This window comes from Nocardiopsis quinghaiensis, assembly GCF_008638365.1.
Lineage (GTDB): Bacteria > Actinomycetota > Actinomycetes > Streptosporangiales > Streptosporangiaceae > Nocardiopsis > Nocardiopsis quinghaiensis.
Window position 1 is genome coordinate 42041 of the sequence record NZ_VWVU01000038.1, and the last position, 24577, is coordinate 66617.

22 protein-coding genes and 2 pseudogenes are annotated in these 24577 nt (G+C 72.0%); 10 read left to right on the forward strand and 14 right to left on the reverse strand.

What is annotated here, in order from left to right; genetic code table 11:
- Nucleotides 1–7: 7 nt before the first annotated feature.
- On the reverse strand, nt 8–667 hold the full coding sequence (locus FYX01_RS24995; protein WP_150245991.1) for an ArsR/SmtB family transcription factor: 660 nt from the start codon (nt 665–667) through the stop codon (nt 8–10).
- A 102-nt stretch (nt 668–769) separates the two neighbouring features.
- Nucleotides 770–2077, reverse strand: coding sequence for an MFS transporter (locus tag FYX01_RS25000; protein WP_150245994.1), 1308 nt, complete (start codon nt 2075–2077; stop codon nt 770–772).
- A 229-nt stretch (nt 2078–2306) separates the two neighbouring features.
- Between FYX01_RS25000 and FYX01_RS25005 the strand changes: the two genes are divergently transcribed.
- Both FYX01_RS25005 and FYX01_RS25010 read left to right on the forward strand, forming a co-directional pair.
- On the forward strand, nt 2307–2657 hold the full coding sequence (locus tag FYX01_RS25005) for a hypothetical protein (protein WP_150245997.1): 351 nt from the start codon (nt 2307–2309) through the stop codon (nt 2655–2657).
- 367 nt (nt 2658–3024) lie between these two features.
- Nucleotides 3025–5409, forward strand: coding sequence for a Tex family protein (locus tag FYX01_RS25010; RefSeq protein ID WP_150246004.1), 2385 nt, complete (start codon nt 3025–3027; stop codon nt 5407–5409).
- A gap of 90 nt (nt 5410–5499) precedes the next feature.
- Here FYX01_RS25010 and FYX01_RS25015 read toward each other — a convergent pair whose 3' ends face one another.
- The 3 genes from FYX01_RS25015 to FYX01_RS25025 form a co-directional block, all read right to left on the reverse strand.
- Complete coding sequence (locus tag FYX01_RS25015; RefSeq protein WP_150246009.1) at nt 5500–7533, reverse strand: CocE/NonD family hydrolase; 2034 nt, start codon at nt 7531–7533, stop codon at nt 5500–5502.
- A 22-nt stretch (nt 7534–7555) separates the two neighbouring features.
- Complete coding sequence (locus FYX01_RS25020) at nt 7556–8839, reverse strand: ATP-grasp domain-containing protein (RefSeq protein ID WP_150246012.1); 1284 nt, start codon at nt 8837–8839, stop codon at nt 7556–7558.
- Between the two features lie 323 nt (nt 8840–9162).
- Nucleotides 9163–10668 carry a carboxylesterase/lipase family protein gene (locus FYX01_RS25025; RefSeq protein ID WP_150246016.1) on the reverse strand — a complete coding sequence of 502 codons (1506 nt, stop codon included), beginning with the start codon at nt 10666–10668 and terminating at the stop codon, nt 9163–9165.
- A gap of 217 nt (nt 10669–10885) precedes the next feature.
- Here FYX01_RS25025 and FYX01_RS25030 point away from each other — a divergent pair, with 217 nt between their 5' ends.
- The gene (locus FYX01_RS25030) at nt 10886–11842 is read left to right on the forward strand and encodes a quinone oxidoreductase family protein (RefSeq protein WP_150246019.1); all 957 of its coding nucleotides are present in this window, start codon (nt 10886–10888) and stop codon (nt 11840–11842) included.
- Nucleotides 11843–12041: 199 nt separating this feature from the next.
- Here FYX01_RS25030 and FYX01_RS26390 read toward each other — a convergent pair whose 3' ends face one another.
- Together FYX01_RS26390 and FYX01_RS25035 are read right to left on the reverse strand one after the other, a co-directional pair.
- On the reverse strand, nt 12042–12215 hold the full coding sequence (locus FYX01_RS26390; protein WP_190394480.1) for a hypothetical protein: 174 nt from the start codon (nt 12213–12215) through the stop codon (nt 12042–12044).
- A 123-nt stretch (nt 12216–12338) separates the two neighbouring features.
- Complete coding sequence (locus FYX01_RS25035; protein ID WP_150246021.1) at nt 12339–12632, reverse strand: GNAT family N-acetyltransferase; 294 nt, start codon at nt 12630–12632, stop codon at nt 12339–12341.
- 149 nt (nt 12633–12781) lie between these two features.
- Here FYX01_RS25035 and FYX01_RS25040 point away from each other — a divergent pair, with 149 nt between their 5' ends.
- Genes FYX01_RS25040 through FYX01_RS25055 form a run of 4 tightly spaced genes read left to right on the forward strand, consistent with a single transcriptional unit; the run spans nt 12782 to nt 16552 of the window.
- Nucleotides 12782–13537: an SDR family oxidoreductase gene (locus FYX01_RS25040; protein WP_150246024.1), complete on the forward strand. Its 756-nt coding sequence runs from the start codon at nt 12782–12784 to the stop codon at nt 13535–13537.
- A 1-nt stretch (nt 13538) separates the two neighbouring features.
- Complete coding sequence (locus tag FYX01_RS25045) at nt 13539–14315, forward strand: SDR family oxidoreductase (RefSeq protein WP_150246026.1); 777 nt, start codon at nt 13539–13541, stop codon at nt 14313–14315.
- Nucleotides 14312–15340: a phosphotransferase family protein gene (locus FYX01_RS25050; protein ID WP_150246030.1), complete on the forward strand. Its 1029-nt coding sequence runs from the start codon at nt 14312–14314 to the stop codon at nt 15338–15340. The genes FYX01_RS25045 and FYX01_RS25050 overlap by 4 nt, the downstream gene beginning before the upstream one ends.
- The gene (locus tag FYX01_RS25055; RefSeq protein ID WP_150246033.1) at nt 15341–16552 is read left to right on the forward strand and encodes an acyl-CoA dehydrogenase family protein; all 1212 of its coding nucleotides are present in this window, start codon (nt 15341–15343) and stop codon (nt 16550–16552) included.
- Between the two features lie 97 nt (nt 16553–16649).
- On the opposite strand, the gene FYX01_RS25060 is transcribed toward FYX01_RS25055, so the two are convergent.
- Both FYX01_RS25060 and FYX01_RS27195 read right to left on the reverse strand, forming a co-directional pair.
- Nucleotides 16650–17267: a TetR/AcrR family transcriptional regulator gene (locus FYX01_RS25060; protein WP_150246036.1), complete on the reverse strand. Its 618-nt coding sequence runs from the start codon at nt 17265–17267 to the stop codon at nt 16650–16652.
- Between the two features lie 100 nt (nt 17268–17367).
- Nucleotides 17368–18123, reverse strand: coding sequence for an HD domain-containing protein (locus FYX01_RS27195; protein ID WP_150246058.1), 756 nt, complete (start codon nt 18121–18123; stop codon nt 17368–17370).
- A 100-nt stretch (nt 18124–18223) separates the two neighbouring features.
- Here FYX01_RS27195 and FYX01_RS25070 point away from each other — a divergent pair.
- A pseudogene (locus tag FYX01_RS25070) lies at nt 18224–18711 on the forward strand (GbsR/MarR family transcriptional regulator).
- Between the two features lie 105 nt (nt 18712–18816).
- Here FYX01_RS25070 and FYX01_RS26950 read toward each other — a convergent pair.
- Complete coding sequence (locus FYX01_RS26950) at nt 18817–19278, reverse strand: iron chelate uptake ABC transporter family permease subunit (RefSeq protein ID WP_263363808.1); 462 nt, start codon at nt 19276–19278, stop codon at nt 18817–18819.
- Between the two features lie 26 nt (nt 19279–19304).
- On the reverse strand, nt 19305–19766 hold the full coding sequence (locus FYX01_RS27200; protein WP_317846090.1) for a hypothetical protein: 462 nt from the start codon (nt 19764–19766) through the stop codon (nt 19305–19307).
- A 293-nt stretch (nt 19767–20059) separates the two neighbouring features.
- Between FYX01_RS27200 and FYX01_RS25090 the strand changes: the two genes are divergently transcribed.
- The gene (locus tag FYX01_RS25090; protein ID WP_150246039.1) at nt 20060–20278 is read left to right on the forward strand and encodes a hypothetical protein; all 219 of its coding nucleotides are present in this window, start codon (nt 20060–20062) and stop codon (nt 20276–20278) included.
- A 78-nt stretch (nt 20279–20356) separates the two neighbouring features.
- On the opposite strand, the gene FYX01_RS25095 is transcribed toward FYX01_RS25090, so the two are convergent.
- A complete protein-coding gene (locus FYX01_RS25095) occupies nt 20357–22030 on the reverse strand; it encodes a glycoside hydrolase family 13 protein (RefSeq protein WP_150246042.1) in 1674 nt (557 codons plus the stop codon).
- Nucleotides 22031–22211: 181 nt separating this feature from the next.
- On the opposite strand from FYX01_RS25095, the gene FYX01_RS25100 reads away from it, so the two are divergent.
- The gene (locus FYX01_RS25100) at nt 22212–23018 is read left to right on the forward strand and encodes a cyclase family protein (RefSeq protein ID WP_150246044.1); all 807 of its coding nucleotides are present in this window, start codon (nt 22212–22214) and stop codon (nt 23016–23018) included.
- 50 nt (nt 23019–23068) lie between these two features.
- On the opposite strand, the gene FYX01_RS25105 is transcribed toward FYX01_RS25100, so the two are convergent.
- On the reverse strand, nt 23069–24280 hold the full coding sequence (locus tag FYX01_RS25105) for a PP2C family protein-serine/threonine phosphatase (RefSeq protein WP_150246048.1): 1212 nt from the start codon (nt 24278–24280) through the stop codon (nt 23069–23071).
- A 138-nt stretch (nt 24281–24418) separates the two neighbouring features.
- Nucleotides 24419–24577, reverse strand: a pseudogene (locus FYX01_RS26960) (ATP-dependent Clp protease ATP-binding subunit ClpX); the annotation flags it as partial.

The window sequence follows — 24577 nt, forward strand, 5'->3', positions numbered from 1 at the left end:
GGGGCGGTCATCCCTCCGGTGAGGGGCCCCCGTCCGTCCTGTCCTCGGTTTCGGGCAGGACGGGGAAGATGTTGACCTGGATCTCGACGCTCTCGGTGCCGGGGTGGCTCTCGGGGGTCCGCCCCTGGAGGCGCCCGCTCCAGGACCGGAGGAAGTCGTGGAGCCTCCCGGCGAACTCCACGGTCTCCTCGGGGGTCAGCCGGGCGACGCTGACGGAGTCGGTGGCGGCGTCCTTCCACCGCCGCACCGCGGGAGCGTCGGGGGTCTCCGACACCGCCGCGGTCCACTGGTCGAACCGCTCCCGCCGCTGCTGGTAGTAGCGGTTCAGGACGCTCTGGGCGATGAGCCGGGTCTCCGGGTCGCTGAGGAACTCGTGCCCACGCATGCTCCAGCCGCCGGGCCGGACCCGCCACCAGCGCTCGCGTCCGCCCGTGTGCCCGGGTTCGTTGTCGATGAACCCGTAACGGGAGAGCTGCCGCAGGTGGTAGCTGGTGGCACCGCTGCTCTCCCCCAGGCGCCGGCCCAGGATGGTGGCGGTGGCCGGACCGTTGAGCCGGAGCTCCTCCAGGAGGCGGGCGCGCAGCGGGTGGGCCAGGCCCCGCAGGGCCCGGGCGTCGATCTGCAGCTGTTCCTGGGACTCGGGGGCCGCGTCGGGATCGTCGTTCATGGCGTCACCGTACTGCGCGGGACCTTCCACAATCAGTCCTCTGCAAAGTTTGCTTTGCTTCGTGGGCATGGGTGTCCTCCGGCGACAGCGTCGCGGGCGGGGTCAGCGGTCCTGGTCGGCGGCCAGCTCCGCGGCGGCCTCGTCGGACAGCCGGGCGCACTCGGCGACGGCCCTGTGGAAGACCAGGGGTGTGACCACCATGACCAACCCGCCGACGAGGAAGGGCAGGGCCAGGTCGATCCGGCCCAGCAGCCCGCCCAGGAGCGCACCGCTCGGGGCCAGGCCCCAGCCGAGCATGCGGCTGGCGGAGCTGGTGCGGCCGCGCAGACGGGAGGGGACCACGGTCTGGAAGAACAGCGAGCCGGCGACGTTGGAGACCGTCATGCACAGGCCCAGCAGGCTCCACACGACGGCGGCGGCCCAGGCGTGGGGCAGCAGGCCGACCATGAGCAGACACGCCCCCATCCCCAGGTATCCGCCCATCATGACCGCCCTGCGGCCGATGCGCGCGACGAGTCGAGAGGCCGACACCGACCCCAGGACACCGCCGACGGCGATCGAGGAGACGAAGAGCCCGTACAGGGCCGCGGGGACGCCCAGCACCTCCTGGGCGTGGAGCACCAGCACGGCGGTGGCCATCTGCACGCCGATCATGATCCCGGCGTTGTTGAGCATCAGGGCCCGCATCAGCGGTTGACCGAAGACGTAGCCGAGGCCCTCCCGAAGCGAGCGCAGGGTCCCCTGGTCAGGTTCGGTCTTCCCCGTGTCCTCGGACGCGGCGACCAGGGAGGGGGTGCGCCGCAGCATCGCGACGACGGTCAGTACGAGCACGGCGCACAGGCCGTAGGACACCGCCGCCCCGGCCACGGGCAGGACGGCGGCGACGGCGAAGAGCACCCCGGCCACGGGAGCGGCCAGGCACTCCTGGGCGACCAGGCGACCGCCCTCCAGCCTGCCGTTGGCCCGGTCGAGCAGCCGACCCGGCACGAGGCGGGAGACGGTGATCCGGGTGACCGGATCGGTGACCGTCTCGCAGCAGATCACCACGAACAGCGTCGCGTACATGGCCCAGACCGTGGCCTGGCCGGTGGCGACCGCCACGGCGAGGAGCGCGACGGCCACCGCGGCGACCGCGCTGGAGGCCGTCATGGCGCGCAGGCGGTCGACCCGGTCGAGCAGCACGCCCGTGAAGGGGGCGACCAGCAGCCAGGGCAGGAAGCGTGCCACCGTCAGGCCCGCGACGGCGAGTGGGTCGTGGGTCAGGGTGGCGGCGATCAGCGGCAGCGCGGTGGCGAGCGTGCCGTCGCCGAGGTTGGTGAGGGTCCCGGCCGTCCAGAAGCGGTGGAAGGCCCTCCCGAGGCGCTCTTCGCGCGGTGGTGCGGTGGCGGCGGAGAAGGGGTCTGTTGCCATCTCGGTCTCCTGGGGATCGGGAAGATGGCACCACCGTATTACAAAGTTTTCTTTGCAAATTTCTGCATGCAAAGCTTTCTTCTCGCCACCTGGAGAAGCAGGTCCACTGCCCTGGGTAGCTAAGTGCGCATTTTCGACCGTCCCGAGACCGAAAGCCCGCCATGGGCGACAATGGGGGCAAGCCCCGGGCTCCGGGGCGGGTCGCGGATGAGGAATGAGGTGTCGCCGGATGGACCCGGTCTCCATGGTCCTGGGAGCCACGATCGCGCTCGGCGGGTTCCTGTTCGGCCGCCTGGTGACCAAGCGCCAGGCGCGGGAGGCTCTCGAACAGCAGCACAGACGGGAACAGGCCAGGGCCCTGGGCGGCCGGCAGAACCCCCAGCCGCTCTGCGGGTGCGGACACCACCTGGTCTTCCACGACCAGCAGACCAAGAGGTGCCAGACCCAGGTGGTCATCCCCGGCCGCTGGACCGGGCAGTCCAGCTCCACCTACCGCCAGTGCATGTGCCAGGGCTACCGGGGCCCGCTCCCCCTCGACGAGTACTACGCCCCCGACTACCTGAACGAGACCGACGGCTGACCCGGGATCCGTCACCTTCCGCCACGAGCGCGAGGGGCCGCCGCGCGGTCGTCCACAGGGGCTACCGCCGACCGGCCCTTTCCGCTTTCCTGGGATGGGGAGTCCGAGGACGGGTGTCCGAAGCACCGCCTGCCCCGGACCTCCTCCCCTACGACCGCAAAAACCCGCCCTCCGCACGGCGGTGCCGTACCCGCCGCCTTTGCGGAACCGCCCCGTCCAGGCCCCGGACCCACGGACACCGCGGACCCGTACGCGACCAGCGCCACGATGCGGGAACCTGGAACACGGGACCCGCCGGGATGACAATGTCCTCCCCCGACACCAGAATGTCCCCGCACCGAACAGCCAGAGAGTGGACGTTGAACCAGTGACGACCCCTGCGACACCCACGATCGACCAGCGCATCGCCGAGGAGCTCGGCGTGGGCGCGCACCAGGTCACCGCGACGATCGAGCTCCTCGACAGCGGATCGACCGTGCCCTTCATCGCCCGTTACCGCAAGGAGGCCACCGGCGCGCTGGACGACGTCCAGCTGCGTGCCCTGGAGGAGCGCCTGCGCTACCTGCGGGAACTGGCCGAACGCCGCACCGCGATCCTGGAGTCGATCCGCTCCCAGGGCAAGCTGGACGAGGAGTTGGAGGCCCGCGTCAACGCGGCCGACTCCAAGGCCCGTCTGGAGGACATCTACCTCCCCTACAAGCCCAAGCGGCGCACCAAGGCCCAGACCGCACGCGAGGCCGGGCTCGAACCGCTGGCCGAGGCGCTGCTGGCCGACCCCGGTCTGGACCCGCAGGAGACCGCCGCCGCCTACGTCGACCCCTCCGGGGGCGTGGCCGACACCAAGGCCGCCCTGGACGGGGCCCGCGCCATCCTGGTGGAGCGCTTCGCCGAGGACGCCGACCTCACCGGGCTCCTGCGCGAGCGGCTGTGGGAGAGGGGCCGCCTGGTCTCGGCCGTCCGCGAGGGCAAGGAGGAGGCGGGCGCCAAGTTCGCCGACTACTTCGACTTCTCCGAGGCCCTCACCCACGTTCCCTCCCACCGCGTCCTGGCCATGTACCGGGGCGAGAAGGAGGAGGTCCTCACCCTCACCCTGGAGCCGGAGGAGCCCCCCGCCCAGAACCCCGACGGCACCACGCCCCGCAGCACCTACGAGAACGCCATCGCCCACCAATTCGGGATCGTGGACCGCGGCCGGCCCGCCGACCGCTGGATCCAGGACACCGTGCGCTGGGCCTGGCGCACCCGCATCATGGTGCGGCTGGACATCGACGTGCGCATGCGGCTGTGGCAGCGGGCCGAGGACGACGGCGTGAACGTGTTCGCCGCCAACCTGCGCGACCTGCTGCTGGCCGCCCCCGCCGGGAGCCGCACCACCCTCGGCCTGGACCCGGGGCTGCGCACCGGTGTCAAGGTCGCGGTCACCGACGCCACCGGCAAGGTCGTGGCCACCGACACGGTCTACCCGCACGTGCCCCGACGCGACTGGGAAGGCTCCATCGACAGCCTGGCCAGGCTGTGCGCCGCCCACTCCGTGGAACTGGTCGCCATCGGCAACGGCACCGCCTCCCGTGAGACGGACAAGCTCGCCGCCGACCTGATCAAACGCCACCCCGAGCTCAAGCTCACCAAGGTGATGGTGTCGGAGGCGGGCGCGTCGGTGTACTCGGCCTCGGCCTACGCCTCCGAGGAGCTACCGGACCTGGACGTGTCACTGCGCGGCGCCGCCTCCATCGCCCGACGTCTGCAGGACCCGCTGGCCGAGCTGGTCAAGATCGACCCCAAGTCGATCGGCGTGGGCCAGTACCAGCACGACCTGGCCGAGGCCAAGCTGTCGCGCTCGCTGGACGCCGTCGTCGAGGACTGTGTGAACGGCGTGGGCGTGGACGTCAACACCGCGTCGGTTCCGCTGCTGACCCGGGTCTCGGGCGTGACCTCCACCCTGGCGCGCAACATCGTCGCGCACCGCGACGCCAACGGCCCGTTCCGCGTCCGTAAGGAGCTGCACTCGGTGCCGCGTCTGGGGCCCAAGGCCTTCGAGCAGTGCGCGGGCTTCCTGCGCGTGCCCGGCGGCGACGACCCGCTGGACGCCTCGGCGGTGCACCCGGAGGCCTACCCCGTGGTGCGGCGCATCCTGGACCGGGTGGGGACCGACCTGCCCTCGCTCATCGGCGACAAGGACGTGCTGTCGCGGGTGCGTCCCGAGGACTTCGTGGACGACACGTTCGGCCTGCCGACGGTCAGCGACATCCTCGCCGAACTGGACAAGCCCGGCCGCGACCCGCGGCCGGCCTTCACCACCGCCACCTTCAAGGAGGGTGTGGAGAAGCTGGAGGACCTGGACCAGGGCATGATCCTGGAGGGCGTGGTCACCAACGTGGCGGCCTTCGGCGCGTTCGTGGACGTGGGCGTCCACCAGGACGGCCTGGTGCACGTCTCGGCGCTCTCGCACAAGTTCGTGGAGGACCCGCGCGAGGTGGTCAAGCCGGGCGACATCGTCAGGGTCAAGGTCCAGGACGTCGACATCCCGCGCAAGCGCGTCTCGCTGACCATGCGCCTGGACGACGAGGCCCCCTCCGGCGGCGGCAGGGGCGGCCGTCAGGAACGCGGCGACCGCGGTGGCGGTGGGGGCGACCGCCGTCGCGGCAACGGCAACGGCCGTCGGGGCGACGGCGGCGGACGCGGTGGCCGCGGCGACGCGGCACCGTCGGGCGCCATGGCCGAGGCGCTGCGCCGCGCGGGCCTGGGCAAGTAGTACCCGCTCCTCCCGTACCCGTCCGGGCCCCGGACACGTGCCACGTCCGGGGCCCGCTCCTCGTCAGCGGACGGTGGGGCCCAGCCGGGATCAGACGCGGTCCCTGGGGATCACCGAGGTGTAGATCTTCGTGGCCACGCGCCTCGTGCCCTCGTAGGCGTCGAGCGTCGCGTGCAGGTGGAAGTCGGTCGCCGTGGAGGTGAGCGTCGTACGGGTCTCGGTCCGCACGGACCAGTCGCCGCGGGCGAAGCCCATCGTCCACGCCGTCTCGCCCCGGACCGAGTCGTGGTCGTCGCCGACCCGGCCGTAGTGCTCCTCCGCGCGCCGGGTCACCTCCAGTCCGATGTCGTCGAAGCACACCGTCCCCAGGTCCTTGACCACGTTCAGCGAGGCCTCGTAGTTCACGAGGTTCTGGGCCAGGTCCCACCGCTCCTCGCCCTGCTCGATCCGGCTCGTCGTGACGGGGGCGGTGCCCTCGGGTTCGCCGAAGGGCGCCACCCCACGCCCGTCGTCCCCGCTTTCGACAGGGCGTACCGGAAGGTGTACGCGGGTGTGCTCCCCCTGGAACACGGAGAGGGTCACCGGCTCGGGCGAGGGCCACACGAGCGGCCAGTAGGAGGTGGAGACCGAGACCCTCAACCGGTGTCCGGGCGGGAACGCCTGCGCCACACCGTTGAGGGGGACCGAGACACGGTACCTGCGCCCGGGCACCAGCTTCTCCGGCCTCTCATGACCGTTGGCGTGGGTGAGGTTCAACAGCCCGTAGGTCACACGCGTGGCCTGTCCCTTGGGCGTGACGTCGCACAGCCGCACCGCGACCATCGCGTCGGGCTGGTCCACGGCGAGTTCGAGGTCGACCACCGCGGAGCCGAGGATCTCCACCCGTTCGGTGAGCGGCACGCTGTCGAAGACGATGGAGCCGCCGTCGTCCTCGCGCTGGTCGTAGGGCAGGTCCGGAGGAGCGTTGTAGGAGCACCACTTGCCCGCGTGCTGTCCGGTGGACAGCGGGGAGGACAGGGTCAGGGCGTCCTCCCTCCTCTCCGGCTCCCCCTCTCCGAGCACCCGCCCGGACCCCAGCGAGCGTGACTCGAACACGACGTTCGGTGACGGCCACTCCCGCTCACCGACCCAGCGCCCCGGCCGCTCCTCGTAGGCGGTGGAAGGAACCACGCTCTCCTGCATCCAGGCCCGCAGGGCGGGTGCCTCCATCACGTCGTTGTCGATGCCCTTGAGCCAGCGGTCCCACCAGCGCACCAGCTCCCGGAGGAAGTCGATGGCGGGGCCGGGCTGGCCCAGGTGCGGGTACTTGTGCGACCAGGGGCCCAGCAGTCCGAGGCAGGGAACCCCCAGCCCCGCCAACAGCCGGAAGACCGAGTTGGAGTAGCCGTCGGCCCAACCGCTGACGGCCATGACGGGCACCTGGATCGCGCCCAGGTCCTCGATCACCGAACCGTGCTTCCAGTACCCGTCCCGGTGCTGGTGCCGCAGCCAGGTGTCGAGCCACAGGCCGCTGTGCTCCAACCGCTCGTGCCACATCTTCCGCCACTGCCCACCGACCAGGGCCGGATCGGGCGGGCAGGAGTTGTAGGCGAACATCGTGGAGGCCCAGGACAGGTTGTCCCCCAGCAGGCACCCGCCCATGAAGTGCACGTCGTCGGAGTACCGGTCGTCGGTGGAGCAGGCCGTCATGATCGCGCGCAGGCTCTCGGGCCGCCGCGCGGCGACCTGCAGGGCGTTGAACCCGCCCCAGGAGATGCCCATCATGCCGGTGCGGCCGTCGCACCAGGGCTGGTCGGCGAGCCAGGCGAGCACCTCCTCGGAGTCCAGGAGCTCGCGTTCCAGGTACTCGTCGGTGAGCACCCCCTCGGAGTCGCCGCTGCCGCGCAGGTCCACGCGGGCGCACGCGTACCCGTGTCCGGCCATGTAGGGGTGGTGTATCGAATCGCGTTGCGCCGTCAGGTCGCGCCTGCGGTACGGGATGAACTCCAGGACCGCCGGTACCGGGTCCTCCTCGCTCCCCACCGGGCGCCAGATCCGTGCGGCGAGCCGGACGCCGTCACTGAGCGGGATCTGGACGTACTCGTCCTCACGGACGTCGTTCGGAAGATCGCTGACGGTTCTCATCGTCACCGGCTCCTCTCTGTACTCAGTCCTCTTCGCCGGTGTCCCGGATCGTGAAGGGCAACTCCTCCACGCAGGCCCGGTACCTGCGCTCGCACTCCGCGCTGTCCCCCGCTCCCACGAACACGTGGGCCAGGTCGAAGCTGTAGCTGTCCTGGATGGACAGGTCGGAGAGCCGCTGGCCCCGGCTCACGACGACCTCCACCTTCGTGCCCGGCACCTTCTCCTCCGCGCGCGCGATGTCCTCCTCGGTGGGCACCGCCGAGACGAAGCCGTCGCGGAAGCGGCGCAGGAACCACTTGGCGGCCACCGCGTACCCCCCGTCGCGTTCCAGCTCGGGCTCCTCCCCCAGGGCGAGCCTCAGGCCGATCTCGTGGTTGGACACCCCGCGCACGAGTTCGAACAGCCTGGCGTGTGACTGGGAGTGCCGCGGATTGATCTCCAGGAGCCTGATGGCGCCGCTCCGCGGGTCGTGGAAGTACTCGATGTTGAAGGTGACGTCGTCCAGTCCGACCCGGGAGATCACGCGCTCGGTCAGATCGGTCAGGCGGTCGACGACCTCCTCGGGTACGGCGGAGGGGTACTCGAAGCGCAGAAAGCTCGATGTGCCCGGATAGCAGGGGGAGTCGACGATCCCGTAGACGTGGGGAACGCCGTCACGGACGTAGCCCTCGACGGTGAGCTGGTCACCCGTGGCCTCCTCCTCGACCATTGCGGCCGTGCCCCCGGCCTCGGCGACCGCCGGAGGCAGCCGTACCCGGTCCATCACCCACTGGAAGGGCTCGCCGAGGCGTCCGGCACCCGCCCTGATCTCCTCCATCGCCTCGCCGAACCCGGTGTCGTCGGTGACTCGGAAGGCCAGCTCGGAGGAGAAGGACTTCACCGGTTTGACCCACAACGGGTAGGACAGCCCCTCCGGTTTGGCCGTGTCCTCAAGATCGACCTCGGCGAACCGGGGGACGGCCTCGGGGATGACGGCCCGCTGTTCCAGGCGGCTCCAGTACTTGTGCTCGCACCGGACGACGGCGTCCAGGGGCGCGCACGGCAGTCCCCGCTCCCGGCCGAGCAGCGGCACCAGCGAGCTGACCGGGAAGTCCCAGAAGCCGAGGATCGCGTCGACCGTGCCCTCGAAGGAGTCCAGCCTCTCGGTCGCCAGGGCGAGCAGGCCGGGCATGTCCACCTCCCGGTCCTGGCCGAGCTCGTCGAGGCCGAGCAGGGGGAGGAAGCGGTAGCCGCGTTCGTCGGGCAGTGAGAGCAGGACCTCGTGGTTCTGCTCGTCGAGTCCCAGGACGAAGACGTTCGTGGTCATCGTTCACCTCCGGTGGGATGGTGTTCTCCGGTGGCCGCGCCCGTCCCCTGGGAGATCGCCTCTTCGGCGCACACCAAGAACCAACGCCACCCGCCCCTACCCGTGGGGCGCTCACCTCTCCCGCCCGGTCCGGCCAGAACGGGGGATTTCCCAAACTTTTACCTCCGGCACCGGCTCCGGGGAAGTCGTCGGGGCGGATCGGCGCCGACGTCCCGATCAGCGCCTCACCAGACGGGGCGCAGCGAGGGCGGGCCCGGTTCCCCCTCCCCGGGCCGGGTGAGGCCCGGTTACCGCCCGTGGACCGCCCCACCGGGGCCGCACGCCTACTTGGGGGCGATGGCCACACCGGACCACAGGGCACGCACGGGCGAGGGGTCGCCGGCGTGCAGCAGGTCCTCGGTGTTCCACACCTTGACCGCGGTGGCGTCGGCGCTCACGGCGGGCCATCCCGGATCGCCGGCGGCGGCGAAGTCACGCCAGGCCGCGACCATGCGGCCCGACAGCGCCCGGTGCGCCTCGTCGGGCTCGCCGTCGAGCAGGAACCTCCCGAAGTCGGTGTCCAGGTTGCCGAACGCGAACGGCAGGTCGAAGGCGTGGCACGCGCCCAGCCGTCCCTGCATGGCGGGGCTCTCCGCGGCCAGGCGGAAGAAGTGGGCGCGGCCCCCGGCCGCGGCGTGGGCCTCGGCGAAGCGCACGGTGTACTCGGCGAACAGGGCGTCGCCCTGGATCGCGGCGTACAACTCGCGCAGGGTGGCCCCCGGGTGCACCTCGCGGTAGGCGGCCACCGCGTCCTCGCCCAGCCCGAGCCGGGAGGCGGTCACCGCCAGGTCGGACTCACCGTCGATCTCCACGCTCTGCCCCAGCTCGGTGAACAGCCGGTACTCGTGGGCGTTGTGGCCGATGAGCAGGTCCACCCCGGCGGCGGCGCCGCGTGCCACCGCCTCCAGCGGGGCCTCGGGCAGCTCGGGCCCGCCGACCACGGGCGCGAAGCAGGTGAAGGGCTGGGTGCGCACTCCCCCGGACCTCTTCGACGGGGAGTGGGCCAGCACGATGTCGATGGCCTCCAGCAGCCTCTCCGGCGGCAGCGCGGCCAGCGCCCCGACCTCCAGCGGGACTCCGGCGGCCCCGGCGATCCGCTCGGAGACGGACCGCGCGGTGTCCACGGTGAGCATGTCGCCGGGGACGCTGTGCGCGACCGCCCGCCGGAAGAGCCCCCGGGCGGTCGGGGAGGCCATGAGGGACACCACCGAACCGGCGCCGGCGGACTCGCCCGCCACCGTCACGTTGTCGGGGTCTCCGCCGAAGGCGGCGACGTTCTCCCGCACCCACCGCAGCGCGGCGGCCTGGTCGAGCAGGCCGCGGTTGTCGGGCCGGCCGGGCACGTGGCCGAAGCCCTCGAAGCCCAGCCGGTAGTTGATCCCGACCACGACGAGGCCGCTCTCGGCCAGCCTGGTGCCGTCGTAGGTGAGCTCGGAGGCGGCGCCGACGATGTAGGCGCCGCCGTGGATCCACACGAGCACGGGCGCCCGGTCGCCCTCGCGGGCGGCGGTCCACACGTTGAGGGACAGGCAGTCCAGGGACATCTCCGGGTCCCAGGGCGCGGCGCCGAGGAGCTGGTTGCCCTGCGGGGGCGGCGGGCCGAAGGAGGTGCAGTCGCGGACGCCGTCCCAGCCGGAGGCGGGCGCGGGGGCGGCGAAGCGGTGTTCGCCGAAGGGGGCGGCGGCGTAGGGGACGCCCCGGTAGACGGTGATCTCACCGCTCTCCGAGCGCGGCGATGCGGTGCCCCGGACCCGTCCGGCCGTTGTCTTCACTGTACGCTCGGCGTCCACGTGCGTCCTCCCGATCGGTTCGCGACACTCCCACCTAACAACGTTAGGTAAACAGGCGCAAGACCCGGGGATCCCCCGCCGCGCCGGGAAACCGTCAGCCGCTCCCCGGCACGGCGGGCCGTTCCTCGGCACTCCCGCGGAACGGCGGCCCACTCCACCGGTTTCCGGCCGGTAACATACCATCCGGTCGGTTTGAACGTACGAACGAAGGGTCGCCATGCGCGCCATCCAGATCACCGAGTTCGGTGGACCCGAGGTCCTCACCCCCACCGAACTGCCCGACCCCGAACCGGGACCCGGCGAGTTCCTCGTCGACGTCACCCGCGTCGGCATCAACTTCGCCGACACGCACCAGGCCGAGAACAGCTACCTGTCCCCCGCGTCCCTGCCCCTGGTCCCCGGCATGGAGATCGCCGGGCGCACCTCCGACGGCCGCCGCGTCGTCGCCCTGGCCACCAGCGGCGGCTACGCCGAGAAGGCCACCGCCGATCCCAACATGTGCTTCGACATCCCCGACGGGGTCTCGGACGAGGACGCCCTCGCCCTGCTGGTGCAGGGGGCCACCGCCTGGGTGCTGCTGCGCAAGTCCGTGCGGATGGACCCGGGCGAGTCGGTCGTGGTGCACGCGGCGGGCGGCGGCGTGGGCACCCTCGCCGTCCAGCTGGCCAAGCGGTTCGGCGCCGGGCGGGTCATCGCCGTGGCCAGCAGCGAGGAGAAGCGCGCGCTGGCCCTGGAGTTGGGCGCGGACGCCGTCGTGGACTCCTCCGCACCCGACATGACCGAGGCCCTGGTCGGGGCCAACGGCGGCCAGCGCGTGGCCGCCGTCCTGGACATGGTCGGCGGCCGGGTCACCGACCAGAGCGTGCGGGCCCTGGCCCCCTTCGGCCGCCTGGCCTTCTACGGGATGGCCTCGCGCGAGACGCCCAGCCCGGTACAGCTTCCCAACCTCATGCGCTTCTCCACCACGGTGGGCGGCATGTGGCTGCCGCACGTGTGGACGCTGCCGGGCAACGTGATGGACCGGGCGATGGCCGAGCTGTTCACCCTGGTGGCCGAGGGGCACCTCCGGACGGTCCTGGGCGGGTCCTACCCCCTCGCGGAGGCCGCCCGGGCGCACGAGGCGCTGCGCTCGCGGGGGACCATCGGCAAGCTGACCCTCGATCCCACTGCTTGACCCGTTAACCGGACAAGCATCACCTTGACGACGTAGATCCGCATATGTCCGGTTCGGCCGACTGCTCCACCCACCGCTCCGCGGGCCCCGCAGGAAGCCGGTGGACGCGCCGTCGGTGATGGTGCCCGGCACGCTGTGCACACGCCCGGATCGACGGGGCCGAGGCCGGCCGCGGCCCCGTCGATCCGGGCGGTGGCCATCAGGCTCCAGGTGTCCCCGGGTGCCGGCGCTGGTAGGGATGATCCTGAACGCCGACGGACTCCAGCCCGCCGTGCTCGACCACGGGCAGCAGCGCCCACAGGTCCCGCGGGGAGCCGCTCTCCGGTGAGGCGAGGACTCCGAAGCCCACCCGGCGTCCGTGGTCGGTACCCACAGGCTGCCTCTCGCTACGCCTCCGCGCTCGTGAAGCACGACCAGGCCGAACTTCGCACATCGTCTCGCGAGAGGTCGCCTGGACGGCCGCTCGCCGACCCGAAGGCCTTCCAGAGCACACTCCCTAGTCGTGGGGAGCGTGGTAGACCAGATCGGAGTAGTCGGGGTGACGCTGGATCCAGCCCTTGACGAAGGGGCACAGCGGGAGCACCGCCAGGTCCCGTGAGCGGGCGTCGTCCAGGGCCCCGCGGACCAGCGTTCCGCCCAGCCCCTTTCCCTCGTGGGCCGGGTCGATCTCGGTGTGGGTGAGGGTGATGAGCTCCCCGGTGAGGATGTACGCGGCGAACCCGGCCATCTCCCCCTCGTCCCTGATCTCGTAGCGTCTCTGGTCTCGTGCGTCGACCACTTCGGCTGCCATGTCCACCCTCATTCGTCGGTCCGTGGTAAGACGTCGTTGGCCCGCGCCGTCATTGTCGCGCGTCGGCGCGCCCCCCGCCCCTTGCGGCGCGCACCTTCCGGGACATAGAGTCGCCATGCATACCGACCAGTCGGTTTAAGGAGAACGGAATGACTTCCCGGTTCGGCGGCCGGACCGCCATCGTCACCGGTGCGAGCCGGGGCATCGGCCTGGCCATCGCCCAGCGACTCGTCGACGAGGGCGCGCGCGTGTGCGTCACCGCGCGCAAGCCCGAGCCCCTGGAGGAGGCCGTGAAGGCCCTGGGCGGCCCCGAGCACGCCATCGGCGTCCCCGGACGGGCCGACGACCCCGAGCACCAGGACGCGGCGATCGCCGCCACCCTGGAGGCCTTCGGCAGCGTCGACATGTTCGTCAACAACACCGGCATCAACCCGGTCTACGGGCGGATGGTCGACCTGGACCTGGACGCGGCCCGCAAGATCTTCGAGGTCAACGCCCTGTCGGCGATCTCGTGGACGCAGAAGGCCTACCATGCCTGGATGGCCGAGCACGGCGGCGCCGTCGTCAACGTCTCCTCCGTCGCCGGGACCAAGCCCTCCCCCGGCATCGGCTTCTACGGCGCCACCAAGGCGATGCTCATCCACATCACCGAGGAACTGGCCGTCGAGCTGGGCCCCGGCATCCGCGTGAACGGCGTCGCCCCGGCCGTGGTCAAGACCAAGTTCGCCGCCGCGCTCTACGAGGGCCGCGAGGAGAAGGTCGCCGCCCAGTACCCCCTGGGCCGCCTGGGCGTACCCGAGGACGTCGCGGGGGCGGTCTCCTTCCTGCTCTCCGACGACGCCGCGTGGGTCACCGGCCGCACACTCGTCCTGGACGGCGGCATCACCCTGACCGGAGGTGTGTGACATGGACCTGACCGACACCGGCGCCGTCGTCACCGGCGCGGGCAACGGAATCGGCGCCGCGCTCGCGCGCAGGCTGGCCGGGGCCGGGGCGCGCGTGGTGGTCAACGACCTCGACGCGGGGGCCGCCGAGGCCGTGGCCGCCGAGATCGGCGGAGTGGCCGTTCCCGGCGACGCCGCCGGCGAGGCGGGCGTCACCGCGCTCGTGGCCGAGGCCGGAGCCCACCTGGGCGGCATCGACCTGTACGTGGCCAACGCGGGCGTGGGCGTGGGCGGCGGTCCCGAGGCGTCGGAGGCCGACTGGGACCTGGCCTGGCAGGTCAACGTGATGGCGCATGTGCGCGCCGCACGTGAGCTGGTGCCCGGCTGGCTGGAGCGCGGCCACGGCCGCTTCCTGACCACCGTGTCGGCGGCGGGCCTGCTCACGATGCTGGGCAGCGCACCGTACTCGGTGACCAAGCACGCCGCGCTGTCCTTCAGCGAGTGGATGGCGGCCACCTACGGGGACCGCGGGATCACCGTGCAGTGCATCTGTCCGCTGGGTGTGCGCACCAACCTGCTGGAGAGCAGCGGCGAGACCGGGCAGGCCATCCTGTCCCCGGAGGCGATCACCCCCGAGGAGGTCGCCGACGCGGTGATGGTCGGCCTGGCCGACGAGCGCTTCCTGATCCTGCCGCACCCCCAGGTCGCCGACTACTACGCGGCCCGGGCCACCGACACCGACCGCTGGCTGGCGGGGATGCGCCGCCTGCAGGCCAAGGTCTTCGAGGGGGACGCGTGAGCGGGCGGCATTCCGGCGAGGAGCTTCCCGGCCTGGACCTGGAGCGCCTGCACGCGTACCTGGACGGGGCCGTGCCCGGCCTGGTCTCGGGGACGCTGGAGGGCCGCGTGGTCGCGGGCGGCAAGTCCAACCTGACCTACGTGGTCACCGACGGCACCGGCAACTGGGTGGTGCGCCGCCCGCCGCTGGGCCACGTGCTGGCGACCGCGCACGACATGCCCCGCGAGTACCGGGTGATGAGCGCGCTGCGCGACACCGCCGTGCCCGTCCCCCACACCCACGTGCTGTGCGAGGACACCGAGGTGCTGGGCGCGCCGTTCTACGTCATGGAGTACGTGGAGGGCACCCCGTACCGCACCCGCGACGAGATCGCCCCGCTGGGCCCGGAGGCCGTCCGCGGGGTGGCCGAGGCGCTGATCACCACCCTGGGCGACCTGCACGCGGTGGTGCCCGAGGACGTCGGGCTGGGCGAGTTCGGCCGGCCGGAGGGCTTCCTGGAGCGCCAGGTGCGCCGCTGGGGCAAGCAGCTGAACGCCTCCCGCAGCCGGGACATCCCCGGCATCGACGAACTGCACGAGAAGCTCGCCGCCACGCTGCCCGAGCAGTCGGCGTCCGCGATCGTGCACGGCGACTACCGGCTGGACAACGCGCTGGTCACCCCGCGGGGACGCATCAACGCGGTCCTGGACTGGGAGATGGCCACGCTCGGCGACCCGCTCGTGGACCTGGGCCTGATGCTCGTCTACCAGAACCAGCCCGTGGGCTCGGGTGAGGCACCCGCCACCTCCGCCGAGGGCTACCCCTCCCCGGAGGAGCTGGTGGGCATGTACGCCGCAGCGACCGGCCGCGACGTGTCCCGGCTCGGCTGGTACGTGGCCCTGGGCTGCTTCAAGCTCGCGGTGATCGCCGAGGGCATCCATCTCCGGCACAGCCAGGGGCTGACCGTCGGGGCGGGCTTCGACCGGGTCGGCGAGATGGTCGCCCCGCTGGTGGAGCGCGCGCACACCATGCTCAAGGAGGATTGAATGGACTTCGCCCACGACGAGGAGACCGAGGAGCTGCGCGAGCGGCTGCTGGCCTTCATGGACGAGCACGTCTACCCGGCCGAGGCGGTGCTGGCCCGGCAGCTGGCCGAGAGCGACGACCACTGGTCGACCGCGCCGGTGGTACGCGAGCTGCAGGCCGAGGCCCGCGAGCGCGGCCTGTGGAACCTGTTCCTGGCGGGCCACCCCGAGCACGGCGGCCTGCCCAACCTGCGGTACGCGCCGCTGGCGGAGATCACCGGGCGCAGCCCCCGCCTGGCCCCGATCGCGCTCAACTGCGCCGCGCCCGACACCGGGAACATGGAGGTGCTGACGATGTTCGGCACCCCCGAGCAGCGCAAGCGCTGGCTGGATCCGCTGCTGAACGCCGAGATCCGCTCCGCCTTCGCCATGACCGAGCCCGAGGTGGCCTCCTCCGACGCCACCAACATCACCACCAGCATCGTTCGCGATGGCGACGAGTACGTGGTCAACGGGCGCAAGTGGTACATCACCGGAGCGCTCAACCCCGAGTGCGCGGTCTTCATCGTGATGGGCAAGACCGACCCCGGCGCCGAGCGGCACAAGCAGCAGAGCATGGTGCTGGTGCCGCGCGACACCCCCGGGCTGACGGTGCGGCGCGGTATGAAGGTGTACGGCTACGACGACAACGACCACGGCGGACACGCCGAGGTGCTGTTCGAGGACGTGCGGGTGCCCGCGGAGAACCTCATCGGCGGCGAGGGCGAGGGCTTCGCCGTCGCCCAGGCCAGGCTGGGCCCGGGCCGCATCCACCACTGCATGCGCAGCATCGGCATGGCCGAGCGGGCGCTGGAGCTGACCTGCCGCCGGGTGCTGGACCGGGTGGCCTTCGGTCGGCCGCTGGCCGAGCAGGGCGTGGTGCGCGAGTGGATCGCCGAGGCCCGCGTGGCCATCGAACAGCTGCGGCTGCTGGTACTCAAGACCGCCTACCTGATGGACACGGTCGGCAACAGGGGCGCGCACACCGAGATCCAGGCGATCAAGATCGCCACCCCGCGCACGGTGGAGTGGATCCTGGACAAGGCCATCCAGGCGCACGGCGCCGCCGGGGTGAGCCAGGACCTGCCCCTGGCCGGGTGGCTGGCGGGCGTGCGGTCGCTGCGGCTGGCCGACGGTCCCGACGAGGTGCACCTGCGTTCGCTGGGCCGGGCGGAACTGCGCAAGTACCGGTAGAGGTCCCGCACCGTCGGAACAGGCACCCCTCGCACAGGGTCCGGGAAAGCGGGGAAGGGTCGGGGACATGGCGTCCCCGGCCCTTCCCCGTACGCCCTCAGGACTCGGGGCGCAGCCCGGCCACGAGCAGGTCGGCGAAGTGGCGGCCCACGTCCTCGCCGGTGAGCGTGCCGCCCGGGTGGTACCAGGTGCTCAGGTGGTGCACCGAGCCGAAGAAGTAGTTGACCACCAGGTCGGCGGGGACGTCGGTGCGGAAGATCCCCTCCTCCTGGCCCTGGACGACCATGTCGCGGAAGATCTTGTGGTAGCGGCGCCGCTCGGCGCGCACGGCGCGCTGCTTGTCCTCGCTCAGCTGGTGCATGGAGCGGAAGAAGATGACGGTGTCGTCCATGTTGGCGATGCTGGTGACGATGACGTCGGCCGCGGCGTCGCGCACACGGTCGGCCACCGGCGCGCCCTCCTGTGCGGCGATCCGCACCAGGTGCTCGGTCTGCATGCGCAGCACCCGCGCGTAGACCTCGTAGAGCAGGTCGTCCTTGGAGCCGAAGTAGTGGTACATGGCGCCCTTGGTGACCCCCGCGGCGGCGACGACCTCCTGCACGGAGGTGCCCTCGTAGCCACGTTCGGCGAACAGCCTGGTCGCTGCCCCGAGCAGACGCTCGGGGACCGATCTGTTCGCCGCGTCGGCCTCGACCGCCTGCTGTGTTCGCGCCATGTCCTGCCCCACCTCGTGCCCCGTCGTTTACCGGCCGGGACAGCATACCGACCGGCTGGTACCTCGCGCACACGCGAACGGCGCCCCCGCCCTCCGGTGGTCAGACCACTCTGAGGTCGACCTCGCGCCCGTCGGGATCGGTGAGGACGCGGCGTCCCGCCTCCAGGGGCGGCAGGACGCGGCGCCCGTCCACGGCGAACCCGAGGCGCGCCGCTCCCGTGGAGCGGCCGGCAGTGGCAGGGTGGATCTCGAAGACCATGCCGCCGGGCAGCTCGGCCGCGTGGTGCTCGGGCCCGCGGCCGTGCCTCTCCCGAACGAACCGCAGCCCCAGCCGGGCGTAGAAGGCGCGGCACTCCTCGACCCGGTCGGTGTGGAGGACCAGGAGCGTGGCCCGCGGGAGCGGTTCCCCCGGGGGCCCGCCCTCCCCCGCGGCCTCCTCCAGGATCCGCCGGGCGCGGGCGTACTTGGCGCGCAGCCGCCCGGCCAGTTCCCCGGGCAGCGCGGCCAGGCGGCCCTCGTCGGAGTTGTGGGCGTTGTCGGCGAGCTTGACCAGTCTGCCCAGGGGGTCGGCGGCGGCGCGGCGCACCAGATCCTCGTAGGGCTCCCCCGGGCGCCGGGTCACCGACTCCACCGCGCGCACGACCTCCTCAGGGCAGCCCCGGGCGCGCAGGTCGTCGGCGGTGAGCGGGGTGTCCTCCAGCACGTCGTGCAGCACCCCGGCCATCCGCGCGTGCTCCCCGTGCCCGGCGAGCAGGTCGCGCACCGCGAACACGTGCTCGGCGTAGGGCCGCCCGGCCCGGTCGACCTGTTCGGCGTGGACCGCTCCGGCCAGGCGCGAGGCCTCCTCCAGCGTCATCTCCACCGTCCGGCCCTCCCCCGTGTCACGCCGACCGTATCGGGTGCGAGGGCCCGTCAGCCCCGGCGGGGCGGTGCTTCCAGGCGTTATCGTGGCCTTCATGGCGGAGAGCACGCGGACGGACCAGGACCTGGTACGCGACGACTTCGTCCAGCGGTTCTCCGAGTACTGGCAGTCGCAGGGCCGCCCCGGGCCGAGGGACGCATCGTGGGCTACCTGCTCGTCGCGGACCGCGAGGCGGTGAACGCCGAGGAGATCGCCGAAGGCGCCGGGGTCAGCCGGGGGTCGGTGTCGCAGTCGGTACGCCGCCTGCGCGAGATGGGCTTCGCGGACCTGGTCGAGTCCCCCGGGAACCGCTCGCGCCTGGTCACCATGGACGAGGACGTCTGGGGCGGGTTCCTGCGCAACGAGCGCTCCTACCTCAAACGGCAGCGCGAGCTCGCCGAGTCGGCGCTGGAGCGTCTGCCCGGGCTGAGCGCCCACGCCCGCAACCGGCTGCGCAACATGCACGACTACATGGCCTGGCTGGACGACTACCACGACACCCTGCTCTCCCGCTGGGAGGAGTACAAGGCCCGGCGGGACTGACGGGCGCACCGCGTCCCGGTTCCGGCCCGGAAGCGGGTCGGGAGCGGGTCGGGAGCGGGTCGGGAGCGGGTCCGGTTCCGACGAGGCGGACGGTCCCCGGCCGGATCACCGCGGCCGCGACGGGGCACGCTCGTGCGGGATGACCAGGGGCGTGCGGGTGCGCGGATCGGGCACCACGTCGCAGGCCAGCCCGAACACCTCCTCCACCATGCGCGCGGTCACCACCTGCCCCGGGGGACCGCCGGCGACCACCCGGCCCCGGTCCATCAGCACCAGGCGGGGCGCGGACCGGGCGGCCTGGGCCAGGTCGTGCAGGACGACGGCGGCGGTGCGGGTGGGTGCGGCCCGCGCGCCCAGGGCGTCGGCGAGTTCGTCGCCCATCTCGTTGACGGTGACCGGTCCGGCCGGCGCCGCCACGAGGGGCAGCACCAGGACCAGGACCGCCCAGATGGTGGTGGCGTGCTCCCAGGAGCGGGCGCCCGGACTGCCGTTGACGTAGGCGGACAGGACACTGGCCTGGTCGCGGGCCATGACCGACACCACGAAGTGGGTGAAGGCCTGCGCCATGGCGACCACGCCGATGCCGGCGACGATCAGGCGGTCGGGGTGGGCCTGCTGCCCGTGACGAGGCTGAGGAGGACCGCCCCGGCCAGGACCGCGGCGCCCGCGCCGAGCATGGGCACTGCGCGGGCGGGACCCGTCCGGGGCGGGTCCGCATGCGTCTTCACCCTGGTCATGGGAACGGTCAGCCCTCGACGTTCGCGGCGGCCTCTTCGATCATGGGCACGTAGCGCTCGATGACCCCTTGGGGTCAAGTGGTTGTTGATCGAGGAGTCGGTGACGAAGGAGGTGTCCTCGGCCGCGCCCACCGCGCCGTTCCCGGTGGCGGGGATGGAGGCGTACAGCTCCTGGGCCTCGGTCTCGGCGGTTCCGAGGGCGCTCCCGATGCTGACCGGGAACTCGCCGCCAGCGCTGTCGCCCCCGCCCCCGCCGGTGTCCTCCTCCGCCGTGCCGCCGCACGCGGTGAGACCGAGGGCGAGGAGGGTGGGGGCCATGCGCACACTGCTTCCTTCGTTACGGGGAGAGGTACGTCGCAGCCGACGGACCGTTTCCGCGCAGGGGATCCTGAGGGGAAACACGGAGGACAGAACGAGAGAATCCCGACAGGACCAAGGTTAGCCTAACCTCACTCAGACTGGATTTCAAAAGTTCTGAACTCCGGAGACGGACGCCGCATCCACCTCTGATTCGCACCTGGAACAGCCTTGACCTGCCATGGAGCTTGTCCGCCACCTCCCTCGGGCAGTGGCCCTAGGAACAATTCCACGCCACTACCGCGAGGAGCGCCATGATCGCCAAACTGTCCGAAATGGGTGTCACATCCGAGATGGCCTACGGAGCCGGAAGCGCCTCCATCGGGCTCAGCTTCCTGAGCTGGCTCCTCTCCCTGAAGAAGGAGGAGGCCGGACTGGACCGTGCCGACCGGTGGGGCCTCTTCATCGGGGAGTGGGCTCCGACGTTCTTCGCTATCGGCCTCGCCCTGCGGCTGGAGGAGAGCAAGAAGTAGCGCACCACGGCGCCACCCGGAGGAGCCCTCCGGAGCCGTGTGTGCGCCGGGCGCCGGGCCGCGGGTCGCGGCCCGGCGTCAGCTCCCCAGGTGGACGCGGGCCTCCCAGGGCCGCAGCGGCGCGAAGGCCCCCTCGTCGGGGTAGTTGCCGATGAGGCGCACCGAGGCGCTCCCGGCGACGGAGGGATCCAGTTCCAGCGGCACCGTGTCGGCGCTCCAGTTCGCCACCACCAGCAGCACCCGGCCGTCGAGTGCGCGCGTGTAGGCGTACACCGCCGGGTCCTCCTCCAGCAGGGGCTCGAACCCGCCGTGCACGATGACCGGGTGCTCCTTGCGCAGCGCGATGAGGCGCCGGTAGTAGTGGAACACCGAGTCCTGGTCGGCGACGGCGGCCTCCGCGTTGATCTCCGTGTGGCGGGGATTGATCCCGATCCACGGGGTGCCGGTGGTGAACCCGGCGCCCGGCGAGGCGTCCCACTGCATGGGCGTGCGCGCGTTGTCCCGGCTCATGCGGGCGATGGCCGCCATGGCGGCCTCCTCGTCCACCCTTCCCGTCTCCACCATGGCGCGGTGGTGGTTGAGCGTCTCCACGTCCCGGTAGTCGGCGATGTCGGTCAGGTGGGCGTTGGTCATGCCCAGCTCCTCGCCCTGGTAGACGTACGGGGTGCCCCTCATCATGTGCAGGGTCGTGGCCAGTGCCTTGGCCGACTCCACCCGGTGGGCCTCGTCGCCGAAGCGCGACACCGCCCGGGGCTGGTCGTGGTTGTTCCAGTACAGGCTGTTCCACCCCCGCTCCCCCAGTTCCGTCTGCCACCGGTTGAGGGAGCGCTTGAGGCGGCGCAGGTCCAGGGGCCGGGGGTCGAACTTGCCGCCGGGCCCGTGGTCGAGGTCCACGTGTTCGAACTGGAAGACCATGCTCAGCTCGCGCCGCTCGGGCATGGTGTGCAGCAGGGCCTGCTCCACGCCCACCCCGGGCATCTCGCCGACGGTGAGCACGTCGCGGCCCGCGAACACCTCCTGGTGCAGCTCGTGCAGGAACTCGTGCAGGCGGGGGCCGTTGACGGCGTACTCGGCGAAGATCCCGTGGTCGCCCGCCAGCGGCCCGTCGGGCATCTCGGGGGTCTTGGACACGAAGTTGATCACGTCCATGCGGAAGCCGTCGGCGCCCCGGTCCAGCCACCAGCGCGCCACGTCGTGCACGGCCGCCCGCACCCGGGGGTTCTCCCAGTCCAGATCGGGTTGGCGGCTGCTGAACAGGTGCAGGTAGTACTCGTCCGTGGCCTCGTCGCGGGTCCAGGCGGGGCCGGAGAAGACCGAGCCCCAGTTGTTGGGCGGGCCGCCGTCGCGGCCGGGACGCCAGAAGTAGAAGTCCCGCTTGTCGGAGTCCTTCGAGGCGCGGGACTCGGTGAACCAGGGGTGCTCGTCGCTGGTGTGGTTGACCACCAGGTCCATCACCAGGCGCATGCCGCGCTCGTGCAGCCCGTCGCGCAGCCGGTCCCAGTCGGCCAGGGTGCCGAACATGGGGTGGATGTCCAGGTAGTCGCTGATGTCGTAGCCGTTGTCGTCCCAGGGCGAGGGATAGACCGGTGACAGCCACACCACGTCCACGCCGAGCAGTTCCAGGTAGTCGAGCCGCTCGACGACACCGGGCAGGTCGCCCACCCCGTCGCCGTCGCTGTCGTTGAAGCTGCTCGGATAGATCTGGTAGACGACGCTGGACTTCCACCAGTCGGCGCTGTTCTCCAGGGGCATGGACGTCCTCGGGCTGGTAGGGGTCGGCAGGGGGCGGGTCCGCCGGGAACCGGAACCGTCGGCGGACCCCGTATCGGCAAATACCCGGCGCGGTGGCGGCCGACACCGGCGGGCCGGGGCGGGTTGCCGGGCCGCGGTGGCCGGGCATACGGAAGAGGACACACGAGACGAAAGGGTCCCCATGTGCCTGCACGGAACCGGTGAGACCGTCCGCTCGCGGACCGGCCACACCACGTCGGCCTCCGACGGACCGCCCAGTGCGCCGACCGGCCCCCGCCCGTGGCCGAAGGGCTTCCGAAGGGTGGTCGACCTCAGCCACGTGCTCTCGCCGTCGATGCCCTCCTGGGACGGGGAGAAGCCCCGACGGGAGAGCCTCGGCGATCCCGTGCCCGAGGGGGAGTTCGGCTTCTACCTGCAGCGGTGGACTCTCACCGAGCACTCGGGGACACACCTGGACGCGCCGGGGCACGTGATCGGCGGCGGACGCCTGGTCCCGGACATCCAGCCGCACGAGCTGGTCGTCCCGGCCGCGGTGATCGACATCCGCGCCCGCGCCGCCGAGGACCCCGACACCACGGTGACGGTGGAGGACGTCCTGGCCTTCGAGCGGGTGCACGGCCGGGTGCCCGAGGGGGCGGCGGTACTGATGCACTCGGGGTGGAGCGCCCGCTGGGCCCGGGGCGACGAGGCGGTGCGCGGGGTGGCCGAGGACGGGTCCTGGCACTTTCCCGGGTTCGGTCCCGAGGCCTGTGAGTTCCTGGTCTCCCAGCGCGGTGTCGCCGGAGTGGGCGTGGACACCCTGAGCACCGATCCGGGCGACTCCACCGACTTTCCCGCGCACGAGGCGGTGGGGCGCGCCGACCGGTGGGGGTTGGAGGCGCTGACCGGCCTGGAGCGGCTGCCGCCGAGCGGGGCGCTGCTCAGCATCGGGGTCATGCCGGGCCTGGACGCCTCCGGTGGACCGAGCCGGGTGCTGGCCATGTACTGATCCGCCCCCGGAGTTCGCCGCCCCGTTCCCGTCGCGGGCGGAGGGCGCGCTCAGCCGAGCCGGGGACGGGGTACCCCGGCCTCGGGGTGCCACTCCAGCAGCATGATGGTGGCGTCGTCGGTGAAGCTGCCGTGCTGGTGGTCGTGGATGGCGTGGATCAGACGCCGCAGCGTCTCGGGGGCGGGTTCGTCGGCGGAGGTGGCCCGGATGACGAAGTCGGCGAACCGCTCGGGGCCGAACATCCGCCCCCCGCCGTCGTGCGCCTCGGTCACCCCGTCGGTGTGGAGCAGGACCCGGTCGCCGGGTTCGAGCTGGATCCGGTGCACGGTGCGCGGCTCGGCCTCCAGGACGTCGCCGAGGCCGAGCGGAACCTCGGGGGTCCGTTCCAGGGCGTCCGCCAGCAGGCGGCCGCGCCGCAGGAGCAGGGGCGCGGGATGGGCGCAGTTGACCCAGGCGAACTCGCCGGTGGACAGGTTCAGGGTGGTGAAGACCGCCGTGCAGAACCGTTCGGGCAGCCAGTCGACGAGCGCCTTCTCGACGCTGGCGGTCAGCTCGGCGAGGTCGGCGCCGTTGCGCCGGGCGCCGCGGGCTCCGGCCATGGCCACCGAGGCGGTCAGTCCGGAGGCCAGGTCGTGGCCCATCGCGTCGAGGATGGCGGCGTGCAGGACGTCCTGGGTGATCGAGTGGTCGAAGGCGTCGCCGCCCAGCTCGTAGGCGGGTTCGAGCACGGCGGTGGACACCCCGCGCGAGGTGCCGAGGGTGCGCGGCGGCAGGAAGGCCCGCAGCATCTCGGTGCGCAGTTCCACTGGGCGGGTGCGGGTGCGAAGGACGTAGGTGTCGCTGTAGGCGCGTTTGGAGGTGACGGTCAGGGCCAGCAGCGAGGCGAGCGCCTGGCAGCGGCGCAGGGTGGACTGGTCCAGCAGCGGCGCCCTGACGTGCAGTACGCCCATGCGGTCGACACCGTCGTGCAGGGGCAGCCACAGGCTCAGCTCCCCGTCACCGCCCTCGACCAGCCGCAGCGTCTCGGAGCGGTAGGCCTCCCCGGCCACGGTGGCGTCGATGTCCAGGGACGGGCCCCTGGTCAGGGGGATGAGGAGGCGCTGCTGCAGGTCGACCAGGTACAGGGTGATGCCGCTGAGCCCGATCCGCTCACCGTAGTGGCCCGCGAGTTCCAGGGCCTCGATCGGCGCGCAGTCGTGCACCGACCTGACCAGGTCCTCGAACAGCGCCTCGTTCTCGCTGACCGGGGTCGTATCGTCCATGCTCCCGCCTCCCCCCAGCAGTCTCACACCGTGGGCGCGGACGGCGAAGGCACCGGGGCGCGCGTGTTCCGCGCGCGCCGTCCCAGGTCCTCCGCGCAGGTCGGACCGACCGGGCGGGCCGCGCCGCAGGACGGGTCCCTAGGCCGACTTCTCCTGACGGGTACGACGCGCCTTGCTCCTCGGCACGATGGTGGGATTGACGTGCTCCTGCACCGACTCACGCGTAATAATGACCCGCCCCACATCCTCACGAGAAGGCACCTCATACATCACCGACAACAACACCTCCTCGATGAT